Genomic DNA, 18,034 nt, shown 5'->3' on the forward strand with positions numbered 1-18,034 from the left:
ACGACATGACCATCACCAAGCCCACCCTTCTCGCCGCCGCCGTCCTCGCCACCCTGGCCATCGGCGCCAGCGCGCAGCAGACCGTGCTCACCCCGCAACGCGACCGGATCACCGACGAGGCCATCCACGCCGACCTGTCCGGCTACGAGCACACGCAGGGGCGCATCAAGGCGCTCAACGATGCCGGCCGCCCCGTGCGCGACTACCACCTGTCCAAGGCGCAGTGCTGGCTGGACGTGTCCTTCCACGAATACAGCCGCAACGACCGCAGCGACTTTCCGCAGGCAGCGCTGACCGAATCGGAGAAGCTCATCGTCGGCATGGAGCAGGGCGTGTCGCCGCTGCCGACCGACACCCCGCTGGTGAACGGTGCCGCACGCGTGCGCGAGGATCTGTGGCAACGCCTGCGTGCCATCCACGGCACGCAGGGCTTCAGCTGCGCGCAACAGGCCGTGGCCTGCGGCGAAGTGGAGCTGGTGCACGCGGGCAACGAGTTCAACCAGCAGCAGTGGCGCCACGCCAAGCCTTACATCCAGATCGCCGAGGACTGGGTCGGCGACGCCGAAGCCATGGCGCGCCAGTGCGGCGCCGCGCCCGACGCGCCCGCCGTGGTGCCCGCCGGAACCGCGCTGACCGTCAACGTGCTGTTCGAGTTCGACCGCTCCGGTCGCGACGACATCCGTGTCTATTCGCTGTGGAGCCTGGACCGCGAACTGGCCCGCCTGCCCAAGGAAGGACTGACGCTGACAGGCGTCGAACTGGTCGGCCACGCCGACCGTCTGCAGGGGCGCGGATTCGACTACAACCAGGCGCTCTCCGAACGGCGTGCCCAGACCGTGCAGGCGTTGCTCATGGAGCGCGGCATCGAACCGGCCATGATCGGGTACACCTTCAAGGGTGACGCGGAGCAGGTCCAGCAGTGCGACGGTGTGAAGCCCCAGGCGGCCCTGCGCGAATGCCTGATCCCCAATCGCCGCGTCGAAGTGCGGTTGCTCGTCCAGTCCGCCCGGGTCGACTCACAGTAACGCCTATACTTCACCTGTCTTCGTGGATGGATGGAGTGGAGTGATGGGGAACCTGCGCGTCGTCCGGACGTCCGGAGAGCGGATTCATGAGTGAGGGCGACATCCTCGTCGCCCGCGGGCGCCAGGGTATTCCAGGGTCGCGTCTGGCCCGCCTGTGGCGCGCGCCGATGGCCTGGTGGCGCGATGTTCCCATCGCCGATCCGGTCGACAGGCGCAATGCGCCGATGCTGCAGCTGATCTCGTTGCTGCTGGCGGTGCTGCCTGCGCTCGCGTGGGCGTATCGCGCCTTTGCGGTCGATATCCCGTGGCGGCCGGGCGAGCTGACCAGCATGACGCTGAGCCTGTCGGTGTGTGCCGCTGCCGCCATCAGCTTCGTGCTGATCCGGCATGGGCGCTTCGTGTGGGCCTCGCGGCTCCTGCTGGTCGTGTTCGCCGCTTCGGTGGTGCCCGCCTACCTGACCACCGGGTTCGGTGCGCAACGCTTCGAACAGCCGGTGCTGGTCATCTGGATGGCGATCGCGGGGCTGGTGGTGGGCAGGGGAGCGCTCTGGCTGATGTTCGCGTGCATCGTGGCCGCGTTCTTCCTGGGCATCTCGGTGGATGTATCCCGCAAGGGCGATGCCGCCGCGTTGTACGGCGACGCCGCCTTCAGTGCCGCCATGTTCCTGATGATCGCCATCGTGCTGGACCGCAGTTCGGCCGCGTTGCGCCAGAGCCTGGGCGAAGCCACGGAGCGCGGCAACCAGCTCGCGGCGGCGAACCAGCGCCTGCTGCAGGAGATCAATGAGCGTGAGCTCGCGCAGGAGCAACTCATCCACGCCCGCAAGGTCGAGGCGGTGGGTCGACTGGCGGGAGGCGTGGCGCACGATTTCGGCAACATCATGGCCGTGATCAGCGGTTACGCGCGCAAGGGCCTCAGGGCGGGCCAGGTCGAAGACGGCAGGACATCGTTCGAAGGCATCGAGGCGGCCGCGCGCCGGGCGACGCTGCTGACCCACAAGCTGATGACGTTTGCGCGCCAGGACGACTACGCGGAAGAGACTTTCGATGCCGCCGGCGCTCTGGTGGACATCCAGACCATGCTGCGCCAGTTGCTCAAGCCCGAGGTGGAATTGCGTTTCGCCCTGGGCGATGCCCCGTCACCGATCCGGATGGACAGGGACCGGTTCGAGCTCATGGTCCTCAATATCGCGGCCAACGCGGATCATGCGATGCCCCATGGCGGCGTCTTCTCCATCGGCGTCGCGCAAGGTGGTGACGGTGGCAGCGTGCTGGAGTTCGCCGATACCGGCGCCGGCATGGGGGAAGAGGTGCTGGCGCGTGTCTTCGACCCCTTCTTCACCACCAAGCCGGCGGGCGAGGGCACCGGCCTTGGCCTGTCCGTCATTCGCGATCTGGTGACACGGGCAGGCGGTGCGATAACGGCACAGAGCCAGATGGGCGTCGGGACCACGTTCACGGTCGTGCTTCCGGCCGCACCCGTGTGAGCCGGTGCGCGAGGGCTCGGGTCATCCGGGTCCAAGCGCGACGTACTGCAGGGCCCTAGGTAAAATGCGCCCATGCACACCACCGATCAGAACCGGTTCCGCCTGTCGACGGCGCCCATGATGGACTGGACGGACACGCATTGCCGCGTGTTCCACCGGCTGCTGGCGCCGCAGGCACGGCTGTATACCGAGATGGTGCATGCGCAGGCGGTGATCCATGGCGACCGCGATCGCTTGCTGGGATTCGATGCCGTCGAGCATCCGGTGGCGGTGCAGCTCGGCGGCAGCGAGCCGGCTCACCTGGCGCAGGCGGCGCGCATCGCGCAGGACTGGGGCTACGACGAGGTGAACCTCAACGTCGGCTGCCCGTCGGACCGCGTGCAGGCGGGGCGCTTCGGTGCCTGCCTGATGAAGGAGCCTGCGCTGGTCGCCGACTGCGTGGCGGCGATGATCGATGCAGTCGATGTTCCCGTGACCGTGAAATGCCGGCTGGGCGTGGACGAGCAGGAGGACTACGACCTTTTCCGCACCTTCATCGATACCGTGGCGGCGACCGGCTGCAATGTCTTCTTCGTGCATGCGCGCAAGGCTTGGCTGCAAGGACTGTCGCCGAAGGAGAACCGCGAGATCCCGCCCCTGCGCTACGACTGGGCCTACCGGCTCAAGCGCGAGCGGCCGGAACTGACGGTGGCGATCAATGGCGGTATCACTACGACGGCGCAGGTGCACGAGCACCTGCAGCACAGCGATGGCGTGATGATCGGCCGCGCGGCGTACCACGAGCCCTACGTGCTGCACGAAATGCAGGCGGCACTGTTCGGCGGCGGGATCGCGTCGCGCACGGACCTGCTGCGCGCGTGGCGTCCCTACGTCGAAACGCAACTGGCGAAGGGTGTGGCGCTGAAGCACCTGACCCGGCACGTGCTGGGGCTGTTCCATGCGCAGCCGGGTGGACGCGCATTCCGGCAGATCCTCAGCGAAGGCGCGCACAGGCCCGGCGCTGACTGGTTGCTGGTGGAACAGGCGTTGGCGGCGACCACGCGCGAACTGCGGCCGGCGGCCTGAGCCGTGATCACGCGCGACATCGATGCCTTCATCGCCCATGCGCGGACGCTGGCGTCCGACTTTGGCCCGGCGACCGCGCGCGCGGCGTTCCTGGTGTCGCCGTACGGGTTCATGCGCGCCGAGCAGTCGGCCCAGGACAACCGCTACATGGCCGATGCTGGCGTTTTCGACACCGGCGCGGCACTGCGCGAACACCACGCGCTGCATCGCGCGCTGTCGGAGGAGGTGCCGGTGTTCTGCTTCCCGGGCCGCGAAGCGACACCGGATGCGGTGTTCCCCAACAACGTCTTCGCCACCGCGCGGGTCGGTGGCGAGCCGCGGCTGGTCATCGGCCGCATGCGCCACCCGGTACGCCAGCGCGAGGCGGAACGGTCCGATATCCGGGGTTTTTTCCGCGACACGCTGGGATACGCGGAAGTCGACCTGTCTACCCAGCCGCATCCCTGCGAACTCACCGGGGCGCTGGTCATCGATCGGGCACGCGGCATCGGCTTCTGTGGGCTGTCCGAGCGCTGCGACGAGATCGGCGCGGCGCGGATGCACGAGGCGTTCGGCCTGCGCGCGACGTTGATGTTCGATCTCGCCCCGGGCGAGTACCACACCAATGTGCTGCTGGCGGTGCTGGCCGGGCGTGCTGCGGTGGTATATCCGGACGGGCTGGGGGCAGACCTGGTGCCTGCGCTGGAGGCGCTGTATCCCGCGGGCGTGATCGAACTGACCGGAGCCGAGCAGGCGGCCTTCGCCGGTAATGCCATCTCACTGTCGCCGGCGTCGGTCTGGATGAGCCGGCGCGCCCACGCGGCCCTGCGGCCAGCCGCAGTGGCGAAGCTTGAAGCGGCCGGCTTTGCCGTGCACAACGTATCGCTGGATGCCATCGAAGCCGGCGGCGGTTCGCTAAGATGTTGTGTGGCCGAGGTTTTCTGACCGTTCAGCAGGCTGAATGCGGGGTATTGCCCTGTGGATAAATTCAGAACGGATTCACCGCCGCGGGCCAAGACTTCGTTTCCATTCCCCCCGAGGCGGTTTCGGGTTCCGTTCAGTTTCGCGACCCCAGTTCCGTTACGATTCCGTTATGCGCTTTCGTACCTCCCTCCTGGCTGCCATTACCGTGGCGGTGCTCGCCACCCTCACGGGTACCCACGCTGTGCACGCGCAGGACGAGCGTGGCCGTGACGAAGCACCGCCTGCGCGTGAGCGTGGCCCGTCGCGTGCGGAGATGACGAGGCACCGGTCATCGATGTCCGATGCGGTGCGCCGCGTGCGCAATGAGACCGGCGGACAGGTGCTGAGCGTCGAGCGCATGCAGTACGAAGGACGCGAGATCAATCGCGTGAAGTACGTCGACGACCGTGGCCGGGTGCGCACCATGGATGATGCGGGCGGCTCGCGTCGCGGCATCGATGCGCCGGTGCGGCCCCGGCGCGAAATGACGCAGCCTCCACGCGGCGATAACCCCTCCCGCCCGTAGTCTTACGTAGAATCACGGCTCATCACGAGCACGCCCGCGCGGTCCCTCGGCCGCGCCGCATTCCCAAGGAGAGTCCATGCGTATCCTGCTGGTCGAAGACGAAGCCCCCCTGCGTGAAACCCTCGCCGCGCGCCTGAAGCGCGAAGGCTTTGCGGTGGACGCGGCCCAGGATGGCGAAGAAGGCCTGTACATGGGGCGCGAGGTGCCGTTCGATGTCGGCATCATCGATCTCGGCCTGCCCAAGATGTCCGGCATGGAGCTGATCAAGGCCCTGCGCGACGAGGGCAAGAAGTTCCCGGTGCTGATCCTGACCGCGCGTTCCAGCTGGCAGGACAAGGTGGAAGGCCTGAAGCAGGGCGCCGACGACTATCTGGTCAAGCCTTTTCACGTGGAAGAGCTGCTGGCCCGCGTCAACGCACTGCTGCGCCGCGCTGCCGGCTGGAGCAAGCCCACGCTGGAATGTGGTCCGGTCGCACTGGATCTGGCCGCGCAGACGGTCAGCGTCAATGGCAGCAACGTCGACCTCACCAGCTACGAGTACAAGGTGCTCGAGTACCTGATGATGCACGCGGGCGAACTGGTCTCGAAGGCCGACCTGACCGAGCACATCTACCAGCAGGATTTCGACCGCGACTCCAACGTGTTGGAAGTCTTCATCGGTCGCCTGCGCAAGAAGCTGGACCCCGAAGGCGAGCTGAAGCCGATCGAGACCGTACGCGGCCGCGGCTACCGCTTCGCCATCCCGCGCACCGGCGAAGGCTGATGGACCGCGCCGGCATCGCCAGCATTTGATGCCCGCGCCACCTTCCGGCGCTGTACCGCCCGCCCACGTCGGCCGCCACCGGTTCGACGGGTGGCGGCCGCGCTCGTTGCGCGCGCGCCAGTTGCTGGCGGCCAGCCTTGCGCTGCTCGCCTTTCTCGCGCTGGCCGGCTACGCGCTGGATCGTGCGTTCGTCGATACGGCCGAGGACAATCTTCGGCAGCGGTTGAAGAGCTATGCCCTGTATTACACCGACAAGGTGGAATTCGGTCGCAACGGCACGCTGATCCCGCCTTACAACACACCCGATCCCCGCTTCGACATGCCCGACAGCGGCATGTATGCACAGGTGGTGTTGCAGAACGTGCCGCCCTGGGGCTCCAACTCGACGCTGGGCCCCGAATTGCCGGTACCCCGGAGACTGGGCGCGCTGGAAGAGACATTCGAGGGGCCGCTGCCGATACGCCGCGCGGACGGGAGTGACGGCGAGGCTTATCGCTATGGCGTTGGCTATGCCTGGCCAGCAACCCACCAGCACGCCGAGATTCCCTACAGCATCTACATCCTGGAGGACGCGCAGGCGCTGAGCACGCAGATCCGCGTGTTCCGAGGCTCCCTGTGGGTCTATCTGGGTGGTGCCGGCGTGATCCTGCTGCTGCTGCAGATGCTGGTGCTGCGCTGGAGCCTGCGTCCGTTGCGGCGGGTGATCTTCGAACTCAGCAGGGTGCAGCGCGGTGAGTTGTCGGGCATGACGGAGAGCCATCCTCGCGAACTCGAGCCATTGACCGACAGCATCAATGCCTTCATCGAAAGCGAGCGCGAGAACCTGGAGCGTCAGCGCAATACGCTGGCCGATCTGGCGCACAGCCTGAAAACGCCCATCGCGGTATTGCGTACGCAGCTGGACGACAACGGCGATCCGCAATCGCTGCGCGAGGAACTGGACGTGCAGCTCAAGCGCATGAACAACCTCGTTTCCTACCAGCTCGCGCGTGCGGCTTCGAGCGGTCACAAGCTGTTCTCTGCGGCGATCGCCATCGAGCCGAACGCCGAAGAGATCGTGCGGGGGCTGGAAAAGGTCTATGCGTCGAAGGGCGTCATCTGCGAATTCGAGATCGATCCGCGCGCACGCTTCCATGGCGAGATGGGCGATCTGCAGGAACTGATGGGCAACCTGCTGGAGAACGCCTTCAAGTGGGCGCGTTCGCGCGTGCTGCTGACGGTGAAGGTGGGCGCGACGGCACCGCAGCGCAGGCCCGGGCTGTTCCTGGCCGTGGATGACGATGGCCCGGGCATCGCCGAGGAGGACGTGTCCAAGGTGTTGCAGCGGGGCGTGCGCGGCGATGAGCGCGTGCAGGGACACGGTATCGGACTGTCGATCGTGCAGGACCTGATCCGCGACTATCGCGGCGAACTGCAGGTGCTGCGCTCGGAGGAACTGGGTGGGGCACGCTTCGAGGTAAGGTTGCCGCCAGGCCTGTGACCGTTACGTCGTCGCCAACGGCGACGGACCGTAGAATCGTCGCAGGTGCGCGGCCACCTCCGGCATCGCGTCGGCCAGCACGCCCGGCGCAGAGAAGTGGTACTCAGTGGCGACGGCGAAGAATTCTTCCGGTGCCTCGGCGGCGTACGGATCGATCGCCGTCTCGCGACCCAGGTCCACCTGCATGCAGAAGTCGTCGTACGTGCGCTGGAAGTCGCGCGCCCAGCGGCCATGCCATTCGTCCGGCAGTGGCGGGGTGCCATCGAGTTCCCCATCCAGCGCATCCAGTTTGTGCGCCATCTCGTGCACGGCCACACAGAAGCCGGCGTCGGGTTCGGCCAGGTCGGCTTGCACGTCGGCCCACGACAGGATCAGCGGACCCTGGTCCCAGGCTTCGCCGGCCAGGTCGTCTTCCCACTCGTGCAACACGCCGGCCGCATCGGTATGCGTGCGTTGCACGCGGAACGCGTCCGGATAGACGATCAGCTGTGACCAGCCGCGCAAGCCGCCTTCGCCGAACTCCAGCAATGGCAGACAGCACAGCGCCGCCAGCTGCACGCGTTGCGCTTCGTCCAGGCTCAGGCCGGCGAGCGGCGTGATGGTCTTCTGGCGAAGGAAGCGCGCCGACAATCCACGCAATCTGTCCGAACGTACGTCATCCAGTGCCGACACCCAGGGCGTGTCAGTGGCTACGGTCCGCCAGAGGTCGTCCTGGATGGACGGGGAGGGGCGCCGCAGGCGGCGCAACAGGCCAATCACCGGGTGAGGCCGTCCGCGTCAGCGGAACATGCCGGGCAGGAAGCTGTGCCACTTGGAGCCGCGGTTGCGCGGCAGCGGGGTATCGTCGTCATCGCCGCCGCCCCGCGACGTGGAGGGCGTCAATCCCGTGGGTGCGGCGTACTTGTTGCGCACGGCGGTGGCGCGCGCACGACGTGCGTCCGGAGTGGTCGGCACGGCATCACCCGGGCGGTCGGCGACGGCACGGTCGGCGACATCCTGGCAGGTGGTGGCATTGCCATTGGCGATGCTGCGCCCGTTCTGGGCGAATACCGCCGCAGAGGCGCCGAGAAGCAGCAGGGCAAGGCTGGCGCGTAACATCGGAGGGACTCCTGTCGGTCGGGGTACAGCGGCCAGATGACGCCGCCGACTATAGCGGGAATGGCTCCGGCCGGCATGAATGCGGCCGGCCCTGCGACGAAATGCCTTCCCACGGCGATGGATCGAGGGAAACGGGCCCCGGCCTGTTGCGTCGCAGCAGGAGTGCGGAAGCGGTTGCGTCAGACTGCCGCGATGCCCGCACCCGACTCCCGCCCGCTGACCGCTCCTGCCCTGCGCCTGGCGCTGATCGCGGGGGCCCGCCGGGTGATTGCCGGGCGTGACGCGTTGAACCGCATCAATGTATTCCCGGTCGCCGACGGCGATACCGGCAACAATCTCGCATCGACGCTCGGCAGCGTGCTGCATGGTGCGCTCAGCCAGCCCAGCCAGCATGTCGGCGATCTGCTGAGCCGTGTAGGCAACGACGCGATCGATGGTGCGCGCGGCAATTCCGGCGCCATCCTCGCGCAGTTCCTGCATGGCGTGGCCGAGCGCGTGCGCAACCTGCCGGAACTGGATGCCCGTTCGCTGGCCGCAGCCGTCCGTCAGGGCGCGCAGAGTGCACGCCAGGCACTGGCGCAGCCGGTCGAGGGGACGATCCTGAGCGTGATCGCCGCGTTCGCCGAGGAACTGGATGCCGCGGCCGGCGAGGGCAACCAGTCCGACGCACGCAGCGGCTTCGTCCGTGCGCTCGTCCGCGCGCGTCGCGCGCTCGCCGACACGCCGCGCCAGATGGCCTTGCTGCAGCGTGCGGGCGTGGTCGATGCCGGTGCGCAAGGGTTTGTCGATCTGCTGGAGGGCATCGCCGAGTTCGTCGAGGGCGGACCACGCGCGGTGCGCGTGCGCGCCAGCGCGCCGGGCGCGGCCAACGATGCCGCCGGTCCGATGGTCCACGACCATGCCATCGACCCGGCGCGCCGCTGGTGCACCGAATGCCTGCTGCTGGGCGAGGCGCTGGACCGCGATCGCCTGCGTGCCGCGCTGGAGGCCGGCGGCGCGGACTCCATCGTCATCGCGGGTGGCGCGTCACGTCTTCGCGTGCACGCGCACATCGGATCGCCGCAGGTACTCTTCGACGCGTGCGCGGCGCAGGGCCACGTCGAAGGCATGAAGGCGGACGACATGGTCCGCCAGAACGCGGTCGCCGCCGCCACGCAATCGCTGGTGGTGGTCACCGACAGCGCCGCCGATCTGCCGGAAGACATTGCCGAACGTCATGCCATCGGTGTGGTGCCGGCGCGGGTGGACCTGGATGGCCGCGATTACCTGGACAAGGTGGGCCTGTCGACGGGCGAGTTCTACCGGCGCATGGCGGTCTCGCGCCAGTTGCCGCGCACCAGCCAGCCGCCGCCGGGCGACTTCCGCCGGCAGTTCGAGCTGTCGCTGGCCCACCATGCGCGGGTGCTCTATGTCGGCCTGTCGCGCGCGCTGTCGGGCACGCTGCAATCGGGGGAGCATGCCGCCGCGCGTGATCCCTCCGGGCGCGTAAGGGTGTTCGATACGGTCAATGCGGCCTGTGGCCAGGCGCTGCTTGTGTGGCGTGCCGCCGAACTCGCGGCGGAAGGCCGCAGCGAAGCGGACGTGGTGGCCGAGCTGGAGCGCCTGCGCCCGCTGACGCGGATGTGGGCCATCGCACCCGACATCTCCCATGCCGTGCGCGGTGGTCGTATCCCGCGCTGGGCTGCGCCGATCGCGAAGCTGAGCGCGCTGACCCCGATCGCGAAGATGAGTGCCGAAGGCCGCATGACGGTCGCCGGCATCCTGCTGACGCGTGAGCGCGCGCCGGAAGCCTTCGCGCGGCGGGTCGCACGCCAGTTGGAATCCGGGCAGTGCTGGCGGGTGATCGTGGGGCACTGCGATGCGCGTCCGCAGGGCGAGCGATTGCTCGCCGCGCTGCGCGCGCGGCTGCGGATCAGCGAGGACCGACTGGTGGAAACGGGGGCGGCCATCGGCGCGCATGCCGGCCAGGGCGCCCTGATCGTGGCCGTGCAGCCGGCACCTGATGCCTGAGCGAGGAGGGGCGTGGCCCATAATGGCGCCATGCTGATCGTCTTCACCTTGTTGCTGCTGGCCTACCTGCTCGGTTCCGTGTCGGGCAGCCTCATGCTGGGCCGGCTGCGGGGCGTGGACATCCGCACGCAGGGCAGTGGAAACGCGGGCGGCACCAACGCCTTCCGCACGCAGGGAGCGAAGTTCGCACTCGGTGTAGTGCTGGTGGACATCGGCAAGGGTGCACTGGCCGCGTGGCTGGCACTGCGGTTCGCGCCGATGGAGGGCCCGCTGTCGCCACGCGCGCTGGGTTTCCTGGCGACGCTGGCTGCGACGGCGGGACATGTATGGCCGATCTGGCACGGGTTCCGCGGCGGCAAGGGCGTGGGCACGTTGCTGGGGGGCGTCGCCGTGCTCTGGCCGCTGGCCTTGTTGCCGCTGTTCCTGGTCTGGCTGGGCGTGCTGGTTGCGACCGGGTACGTGGGCCTGGCGTCGATCATCGCCACCGCCTGCCTGGTGCCGCTGGCATGGTGGATGCACGCGGACCGCGCTGTGCAGTTGTTCGCTGTCGCCGCCGCGACGCTGGTGCTGTTCACCCATCGCGCCAACCTGCGGCGACTGCATGCCGGAACCGAGTCGCGCTTCGAACGCGTGCGCATCTGGCGCCGCCGCGCATGACCGGCGAACGCGAACTGCTGCAGCGTCTGATCGAGGGCCCCGTCTCCGGCGACGTACTCGCGCGCGACGCCAAGGTCACCCGCGCCGCCATGTGGAAGCGGATCGAAACGCTGCGTGCGGGCGGCCTGCATATCGGTGCGCAGCCGGGTCGCGGTTATTCGCTGGCGGAACCGGTCGAGCTGCTGGACGCCCATCGGATACGCGCACAGTTGCAGGCCCCGACAGCTTCGTGTCTGGCATCGCTTGAGATCGCATGGTCGCTGGATTCCACGAACAGCGAGCTGCTCCGCCGCAAGACGCCCGAACATGGGACTGCCGTGTTGCTGGCGGAGCAGCAGACCGGTGGCCGTGGCCGGCGCGGGCGACAGTGGGCGTCACCGATTGCGGCCAACCTGTATCTGTCGCTCTCGCGTCAGTTCTCGGGCGGACTCGCGCGCCTGGGGGGTCTGAGCCTGGTGGTCGGCGTGGCGGTCGCGGAAGCCCTGCGGCAGGCCGGCTACGAAACCGTTGGCGTGAAGTGGCCCAACGATCTGCTGGCGCAGGGCCGCAAACTGGGCGGCATCCTGGTGGAAGGCGGCGGTGAGCATGGTGGCCCTGTGCGCGCCGTGATCGGGATCGGTGTGAACGTGCGCATGCCGGCGCCTGCCGCGGCAATGATCGGCCAGGCGTGGACGGACCTGGCCACACTGGGCGGCGTCCCGCCTTCGCGGAACGGTGTGGCGTCCCGCCTGCTGGACACCCTGCTGCCCGCGCTCGAACTGTTCGATCGCGAAGGCCTGTCGCCGTTCCGTGCGAGGTACGCTGCGCTGGACGTGCTGGTGGGGCGCGAGGTCATCGTGCATGGTCTACAGGGCGACGAACATGGTGTGGCGGAAGGCATCGGCGATGACGGTGCGTTGCAGGTGCGCGTGGGCGAGCTACAGCGGCAGGTGCATGCCGGCGATGTCAGCGTGAGGGCGACATGACGCAGTGGGTGTTCGATCTGGGGAATTCGCGCCTGAAGGGTGCGCCGTTGAGGGCAGACGGGACATTGGGCGAAGTGCGGGCGATCGGATACGACGGCGACTTCATCGCCGCGCTCGACGCCGCCGTTCCGGCGATCGACACGCATGGATGGTCGTCCGCGGTGCTTGCCAGCGTCGCGTCACCCGTACGTACCGCCGCGGTGGTCGACTGGCTGACCACCCGTTTCGGGTGCATCTCCATTGCGCGCACACAGCCAGCACTGGCCAGCGTGCACATCGCCTATGCCGACCCCGGACGGCTGGGCGTGGATCGCTTCCTGGCCCTGCTGGCGGCGCGCGCGCGCGCCGCGCAGCCGTGGCTGGTGGTGGGCGTTGGCACGGCGGTGACCGTCGATCTGCTGGACGCGGACGGGCGGCATCGCGGCGGACGCATCGCGCCCTCGCCCCGCCTGATGCGTGAAGCACTCCAGCAAGCGGCCGTGCAGTTGCCTTCGCAAGGCGGCGGGTACGTCGAATTCGCCACCGACACCCTCGACGCGCTGGCATCGGGCTGTGGCGGCGCTGCCCTGGGATTGATCGAGCGCAGCCTGCAATACGCGCATGACCTCCTGGGCGAGCGCCCCGCCTTGCTTCTGCATGGCGGGGGTGCCACCGAGCTCGCGCGTTCGCTGCGCGATGGTGAGTTGGCGCCGGCGCTGGTGCTCGAAGGGCTGGCTGTATGGGCGCAGCTCGGTACCGCCGCCTGAGCACGGCTAGAATCGCAGCATGCTGATCCGTGCCCTGATCGTCCTGTTGATCGTCCTGAACCTGGGCGCTGCCGCGTGGTGGCTCACCCGTCCCGCCATCGAGCCGGTGCCGCCGCCGCCCTTGCCTGCCGGCGTTGCGCGCCTGCAGCTCGTCGATGAGATGCCTGTGGCCACCGTGCCGCCGCCGGCCACTGCCGCCCGTACGACGCCGGACATCCTGGCCGCGTGCTTCAGTCTCGGACCCTTTACCAGCCAGACGGCGGCGAACCTCGCCCAGGAGGCCGTCAAGGGCCAGCTCCTGCGGGCGCGCCTGCGGGAAGTGCCGGGCCTCAGCGCCAGCGGCTACGAAGTGATCATGCCTCCCGCGCCATCGCTGGAAGAGGCACAGGCAATCGCCGGCCGCATCGGGGCGGCGGGATTCGACGACTTCCTCGTCGTGCGCCAGGGGGAACAGGCCAACGGGATCGCACTGGGCCGGTATCGCAGCCGTGAAGCCGCCGAGCGCCGCGTATCGCAGTTGCAGGCTGCGGGGTTCACCGCACAGATGCAGCCCGTCGGCCGCGCGGGACCCAGTCTGTGGTGGCTGGATGCCGGCGTCGTGGAGGGGGTCGACCCCGTCGTGCTTGCCCGTGCCGCGTCCAGCGGTACGCCGCAACCCCTCGAATGCACGGCACTGCGCTAGAATTGCCGCCCGCGCCGCTTTAGCTCAGCTGGTAGAGCAACCGCCTTGTAAGCGGTAGGTCATCCGTTCGATTCGGATAAGCGGCACCATTTCCTGTTGGCGCAACGCCCATTCGCGTGCTGCGATGCCACAGGCCCGTCATCGCCGACGGCATAGACTGTGCGTCTGTTTTCCGCAGGACGTACCCATGAGTCGAGCTTTTCCTCCCGTGTCCCTGATCGGCGTGCCTACCGACGTCGGCGCCGGCCATCGTGGCGCGCGCATGGGGCCCGATGCGCTGCGCATCGCGGGTCTCGCCGAAGCGCTGGCGGCACGGGGCGTGGACGTGATCGACACCGGCAACGTGCAGGGTCCCGCCAATCCCTGGACCGGCCCCGTCCACGGCTACCGGCATCTCGATGAAGTCGTGACGTGGAACCGCGCGGTGATGGATGCCACCGCTACCGAACTGGCCCAGCAGCGGTTGCCCATCATGCTGGGCGGCGACCATTGCCTGGCCATGGGTTCCATCACCGCGGTCGCGCAACACTGCCGCAGGGTCGGCAAGAAACTGCGGGTGCTGTGGCTGGATGCGCATTCGGACTTCAACACCAGCGAGGTCACGCCTTCCGGCAACATCCACGGCATGCCCGTGGCGTGCCTGTGCGGCATCGGTCCGGATGCGCTGACCAGGCTGGGGGGCGAGGCGCCCGCGATCACGCCGTCGATGGTCCGGCAGATCGGCATCCGTTCGGTCGATCCGGAGGAGAAGCGGCTGATCAAGGACCACAAGGTGGACGTGTACGACATGCGCTACATCGACGAGGTGGGCATGAAGCGCACGATGGAGGCTGCGCTGGACGGCCTGGATGCCGACACCCACCTGCACGTGAGCTTCGACGTGGACTTCCTGGACCCGAGCATCGCGCCCGGCGTGGGCACCACCGTGCCGGGCGGTCCCAACTATCGTGAAGCGCAACTGGTGATGGAGATGATCGCGGACACGCGGTTGATGGGTTCGTTGGACATCGTGGAACTGAACCCGGTGCTGGACCGTCGCAACCGCACCGCCAAGCTGACGGTGGACCTGGTGGAGAGCCTGTTCGGCAAGTCCACGCTGATGCGCGACTAGGGGTGCAGGGATATCGGGGAAACTGCGACTGAACGGGTGGCCCATGGTTTCACGCGGCCTATACGCCGCGGCGTCGAAGGTGCACCACACGCCGCTGCGGTGTGGGACGCACCCGCAATGGCACCCTTTCCACCCAGGAGATGACACATGAAGCGTGCAATGATGCTGCTGCTGACGGCGATGTTCTCGATGGCGGTCCTGTCGGGCTGCAACACCATGGCCGGTGCCGGCAAGGACGTGCAGAAGGTTGGCGAGAAGGTCGAAGACAAGGCCCAGGACTGCAAGGACGGCAAGTGCTGATGCGCGCTGTCGGCTGACCGCATCCTCCGGATGCGAACCGAAGGAAGGGCCGGGAAACCGGCCCTTCCGCGTTGCCGGCCAGGGTTTGGTCAGCCGCCAGCCAGCGTGCTTAAATCAGACTGCACGGGTGGGGCGGCATGGCCGGCGTGTTCCGGACGTTGCGCGCTCCAGACCGTGAATACCGTCCACAGGAGTCGCTTATGAAGCGTATCGTCGCGTTGCTGCTGTTGTCCCTGTTCTCCATCGCCGTGCTGTCCGGCTGCAACACCGTCAAGGGGTTCGGCAAGGACGTGCAGAAGGTGGGCGAGAAGGTCGAGGATTCCTCGGGCAAATAAGCCATTGGGTCTGGAGACCAGGAGACGGGCCGCGTATCGCGGCCCGTTTCTTTTGTCGGTATCTGCAGTGCATGGGCCGCGACGATCAGGAATACGCCCCGTCGAGTGCATTCCTCCGTGCGAGCGCGCCATCATGCGACTGAACTGTTCAGTCAATCCTAATGGCGTGTTGACGCGCAGTTGATCGGATGGGAACACGCGGGCTGCGATGCTGTTTCCGCGGCGCCCCCTGCCGCTCAACCAAGCGAGGAAACACCATGAATCAGGACATCATCGCCGGCAACTGGAAGCAGCTGAAGGGCAAGATCCAGGCGAAGTGGGGCGATCTGACCGATGACGATTTCAAGGTCGCGCAGGGTAATGCGGAATACCTCGAAGGCAGGCTGCAGGAGCGCTATGGCTACGACCGGGATCGGGCCCATACGGAAGTCGAGGATTTCCAGCGCACGCTGCGTTCCGACAAGACCTTCAAGCACTGACATGATCGCGTCCGCAGGACCGGGACAGAACGGGCCGCTTCATGCGGCCCGTTTGCTTTTGCATGTTCAACGATGGCGTGGCGGATCCGCCACGAAGCCGTCCGGGAAAGCTCGCGGAGCTTCATCGCGCCAGATGGGACCGTGGCGACGCGGCAGGACGCCCATCGCAACCAGGCGACGGCGCTCGTCGTAACGCACTTGGCTTACCTGTTCGGGTTGGCGGGTCGCGCGGTCGAACCCAGTGCGCGAAGTCGGCGCCCACTCGCGTCCGCCATGGCCCGTGCCGATGCTCTGCTCCCGGGCGACGTTGTCCGCCGCGATCGCACGCGATGACGATGCCGGTGCCGCAGCTTCCGCTTCTTTTCGCGTCCCAATCGGGGGCCGGGCGATGGGGGGCGGAGCGTATTGCGGATACCGGTAACTGCGCGCTTCCCGGAATGCGGCCACTCCGATCACGCCCACATTCCGGGGCCGGCCTGTACGTGCGGCGTAACTGTCGCCCAGATCAGTGAACACGAACTGCGCCACGTCGTCCATCGACTTGCGCCAACCGTTGATCTCGGTGGTTTGCCAGGGTTCCAGTACATAGCCGGCCTGGGAAGGATGCGCGGTCTGGCCAGTGATCGCATTGACGCCATCCACGGACAGCACGACCAGGACGCGTTCGCCCGTGGTGTTGGTGAGGCGCACGCTGTAGCGGTGGCCGGGGGTGCCGGCGACCCACGCATCGCCCCGATGGGGATGCTGGGCAAGCCATTCGCCGGTGTCGCGGTCGATCACGCCGACATCGACCAGCGGGCGGGCGTGGGTGGGTACACAGGCAACCAGCAGGGCAAGGGTTGCCAGGGAAACAAGGATCCGGTGCAGCATGTCCGTTCTCCAGGTGGGGACGCTGCTGGAAACGGACCACCACCGGCAGTGGGGTTGCCGGTCGGCGCGGTGTGCCGCCCGGTCAAGCCACGGGCGGGCTGAACCACTGCGACCCTGTGTCGCAGGCGCGCTGCCGGCAGTATCCGGCCCCAGCCGGTAAACTGGCTGCTTTCCCGCATTCCCCCGCTTCGCTTATGACCACGCGCGTCCTCACCGGCATCACCACCTCGGGCACGCCCCACTTGGGCAACTACGTCGGTGCCGTGCGCCCCGCCGTGGCCGCCAGCCGTGCGGCGGACACGGAGAGCTTCTACTTCCTGGCCGACCTGCACAGCCTGATCAAGGCGCAGGATCCGGCGCGTACCCAGCGTTCCACGCTGGAGATCGCGGCGACGTGGCTGGCTTGCGGCCTGGAGCCGGACAAGGTGTGGTTCTATCGCCAGAGCGACGTGCCGGAGATCACCGAGCTCACGTGGTTCCTGACCTGCGTTGCGGGCAAGGGCATCCTCAACCGCGCGCATGCCTACAAGGCGGCCGTGGACAAGAACAACGCCGAGGGCGAAGACCCGGATGCCGGAGTCAGCGCGGGCCTCTTCATGTACCCGGTACTGATGGCCGCCGATATCCTGATCTTCAATGCGCATCGGGTGCCGGTGGGCCGCGACCAGATCCAGCACATCGAGATGGCGCGCGACTTCGGCCAGCGCTTCAACCATGTGTACGGCAAGGAGTACTTCACCCTGCCGGAAGCGTTGATCGACGACAACGTGGCCACGCTGCCCGGTCTCGATGGCCGCAAGATGAGCAAGAGCTACAACAACACCATCCCGCTGTTCGCGCCGCGCGAGGAGCTGAAGAAGCTGGTGTTCTCCATCCTGACCGACTCGCGCGGCCCCGGCGAGCCGAAGGACACGGAAGGCTCGGCGCTGTTCCAGCTGTACCAGGCCTTCGGCACCGCCGAGGAAACGCGCGCGTTCGCGCAGCGGTTCGCCGACGGCATCGGCTGGGGCGATGCGAAGCAGCAGCTGTTCGAGCGCATCGATGCCGAGATCGCCCCGCTGCGCGAGAAGTACGAAGCGCTGATGGCGAAGCCAGGCGACATCGAAACCATCCTGCGCGATGGCGCCCGCCGCCTGCGCGAACGCTATGCCACACCGCTGCTGGCCGAGCTGCGCCACGCGGTAGGCCTGCGCGACCTGTCGCAGCAGCCGGTGGTGGAGAGCAGGGCCATGGCATCGAAGGCGGCATTGCCGGTGTTCAAGCAGTACCGCGACACCGATGGCCGCTTCTACTTCAAGCTGGCCGATGCCGACGGCAATGTGCTGGTGCAGAGCAACGGTTTCGATTCTCCGAAGGACGCCGGCAAGCTGATCGGCGTGCTGAAGCAGGCCGAGCAGGCGGACGCGATGGAAACGCCGGAGATCGTGTTGCAGGTGCCCGTCGGCGACGTGCTGGCGGCGCTGGCCGCGCTGCGCGCCGCGGAGGCCTGAGTC

The 18,034-nt window shown here is 67.7% G+C and carries 20 protein-coding genes and 1 tRNA gene; 18 read left to right on the top strand and 3 right to left on the bottom strand.

What is annotated here, in order from left to right; all coding sequences use genetic code 11:
- Nucleotides 1-5 precede the first annotated feature (5 nt).
- The 7 genes from OY559_RS03000 (at nt 6) to OY559_RS03030 (ending at nt 7,288) form a co-directional block, all read left to right on the top strand.
- Nucleotides 6-1,025: an OmpA family protein gene (locus tag OY559_RS03000; RefSeq protein WP_277728646.1), complete on the top strand. Its 1,020-nt coding sequence runs from the start codon at nt 6-8 to the stop codon at nt 1,023-1,025.
- Between the two features lie 86 nt (nt 1,026-1,111).
- The gene (locus tag OY559_RS03005; protein WP_277728647.1) at nt 1,112-2,512 is read left to right on the top strand and encodes a sensor histidine kinase; all 1,401 of its coding nucleotides are present in this window, start codon (nt 1,112-1,114) and stop codon (nt 2,510-2,512) included.
- A 72-nt stretch (nt 2,513-2,584) separates the two neighbouring features.
- Nucleotides 2,585-3,577 carry a tRNA dihydrouridine(20/20a) synthase DusA gene (gene dusA / locus OY559_RS03010; protein ID WP_277728648.1) on the top strand — a complete coding sequence of 331 codons (993 nt, stop codon included), beginning with the start codon at nt 2,585-2,587 and terminating at the stop codon, nt 3,575-3,577.
- 3 nt (nt 3,578-3,580) lie between these two features.
- Nucleotides 3,581-4,501 carry an arginine deiminase-related protein gene (locus OY559_RS03015; protein ID WP_277728649.1) on the top strand — a complete coding sequence of 307 codons (921 nt, stop codon included), beginning with the start codon at nt 3,581-3,583 and terminating at the stop codon, nt 4,499-4,501.
- Between the two features lie 148 nt (nt 4,502-4,649).
- The gene (locus tag OY559_RS03020; RefSeq protein WP_277728650.1) at nt 4,650-5,045 is read left to right on the top strand and encodes a hypothetical protein; all 396 of its coding nucleotides are present in this window, start codon (nt 4,650-4,652) and stop codon (nt 5,043-5,045) included.
- 76 nt (nt 5,046-5,121) lie between these two features.
- Entirely contained in the window at nt 5,122-5,808 is a 687-nt protein-coding gene (locus OY559_RS03025) for a response regulator transcription factor (protein WP_142123336.1), read from the top strand.
- A 28-nt stretch (nt 5,809-5,836) separates the two neighbouring features.
- Entirely contained in the window at nt 5,837-7,288 is a 1,452-nt protein-coding gene (locus OY559_RS03030; protein ID WP_277728651.1) for an ATP-binding protein, read from the top strand.
- Between the two features lie 3 nt (nt 7,289-7,291).
- Here the strand turns inward: OY559_RS03030 and OY559_RS03035 are convergent, their stop codons facing one another.
- Nucleotides 7,292-8,005, bottom strand: a complete 714-nt coding sequence (locus tag OY559_RS03035) for a M90 family metallopeptidase (RefSeq protein WP_277729900.1) — start codon at nt 8,003-8,005, stop codon at nt 7,292-7,294.
- A gap of 60 nt (nt 8,006-8,065) precedes the next feature.
- The gene (locus OY559_RS03040) at nt 8,066-8,386 is read right to left on the bottom strand and encodes a hypothetical protein (protein WP_277730076.1); all 321 of its coding nucleotides are present in this window, start codon (nt 8,384-8,386) and stop codon (nt 8,066-8,068) included.
- A gap of 192 nt (nt 8,387-8,578) precedes the next feature.
- Here OY559_RS03040 and OY559_RS03045 point away from each other — a divergent pair, with 192 nt between their 5' ends.
- From OY559_RS03045 to OY559_RS03090, 10 genes are all read left to right on the top strand, one after another.
- Nucleotides 8,579-10,396 (top strand): DegV family protein, encoded by a 1,818-nt coding sequence (locus OY559_RS03045; RefSeq protein WP_277728652.1) that lies wholly within the window; start codon nt 8,579-8,581, stop codon nt 10,394-10,396.
- 30 nt (nt 10,397-10,426) lie between these two features.
- The gene (gene plsY, locus OY559_RS03050) at nt 10,427-11,053 is read left to right on the top strand and encodes a glycerol-3-phosphate 1-O-acyltransferase PlsY (RefSeq protein WP_277728653.1); all 627 of its coding nucleotides are present in this window, start codon (nt 10,427-10,429) and stop codon (nt 11,051-11,053) included.
- The gene (gene birA, locus OY559_RS03055; RefSeq protein ID WP_277728654.1) at nt 11,050-12,018 is read left to right on the top strand and encodes a bifunctional biotin--[acetyl-CoA-carboxylase] ligase/biotin operon repressor BirA; all 969 of its coding nucleotides are present in this window, start codon (nt 11,050-11,052) and stop codon (nt 12,016-12,018) included. The genes plsY and birA overlap by 4 nt, the downstream gene beginning before the upstream one ends.
- Nucleotides 12,015-12,764, top strand: a complete 750-nt coding sequence (locus OY559_RS03060; protein ID WP_277728655.1) for a type III pantothenate kinase — start codon at nt 12,015-12,017, stop codon at nt 12,762-12,764. The genes birA and OY559_RS03060 overlap by 4 nt, the downstream gene beginning before the upstream one ends.
- Before the next feature lie 19 nt (nt 12,765-12,783).
- Nucleotides 12,784-13,446, top strand: coding sequence for an SPOR domain-containing protein (locus OY559_RS03065; RefSeq protein ID WP_277728656.1), 663 nt, complete (start codon nt 12,784-12,786; stop codon nt 13,444-13,446).
- A 13-nt stretch (nt 13,447-13,459) separates the two neighbouring features.
- Nucleotides 13,460-13,535, top strand: a tRNA-Thr gene (locus OY559_RS03070).
- Between the two features lie 98 nt (nt 13,536-13,633).
- Nucleotides 13,634-14,557 (top strand): arginase, encoded by a 924-nt coding sequence (gene rocF, locus OY559_RS03075; RefSeq protein WP_277728657.1) that lies wholly within the window; start codon nt 13,634-13,636, stop codon nt 14,555-14,557.
- 147 nt (nt 14,558-14,704) lie between these two features.
- A complete protein-coding gene (locus tag OY559_RS03080; protein WP_055937078.1) occupies nt 14,705-14,857 on the top strand; it encodes an entericidin A/B family lipoprotein in 153 nt (50 codons plus the stop codon).
- A 200-nt stretch (nt 14,858-15,057) separates the two neighbouring features.
- Nucleotides 15,058-15,192, top strand: a complete 135-nt coding sequence (locus tag OY559_RS03085; RefSeq protein WP_192200131.1) for an entericidin A/B family lipoprotein — start codon at nt 15,058-15,060, stop codon at nt 15,190-15,192.
- Between the two features lie 257 nt (nt 15,193-15,449).
- Nucleotides 15,450-15,671 carry a CsbD family protein gene (locus OY559_RS03090; RefSeq protein ID WP_055937072.1) on the top strand — a complete coding sequence of 74 codons (222 nt, stop codon included), beginning with the start codon at nt 15,450-15,452 and terminating at the stop codon, nt 15,669-15,671.
- Between the two features lie 66 nt (nt 15,672-15,737).
- Here OY559_RS03090 and OY559_RS03095 read toward each other — a convergent pair whose 3' ends face one another.
- Nucleotides 15,738-16,541 (bottom strand): hypothetical protein, encoded by an 804-nt coding sequence (locus tag OY559_RS03095; protein WP_277728658.1) that lies wholly within the window; start codon nt 16,539-16,541, stop codon nt 15,738-15,740.
- Nucleotides 16,542-16,735: 194 nt separating this feature from the next.
- Here OY559_RS03095 and OY559_RS03100 point away from each other — a divergent pair, with 194 nt between their 5' ends.
- Complete coding sequence (locus tag OY559_RS03100) at nt 16,736-18,031, top strand: tryptophan--tRNA ligase (protein ID WP_277728659.1); 1,296 nt, start codon at nt 16,736-16,738, stop codon at nt 18,029-18,031.
- Nucleotides 18,032-18,034: the final 3 nt, after the last annotated feature.

It is taken from the genome of Pseudoxanthomonas sp. SE1, assembly GCF_029542205.1.
GTDB lineage: Bacteria > Pseudomonadota > Gammaproteobacteria > Xanthomonadales > Xanthomonadaceae > Pseudoxanthomonas_A.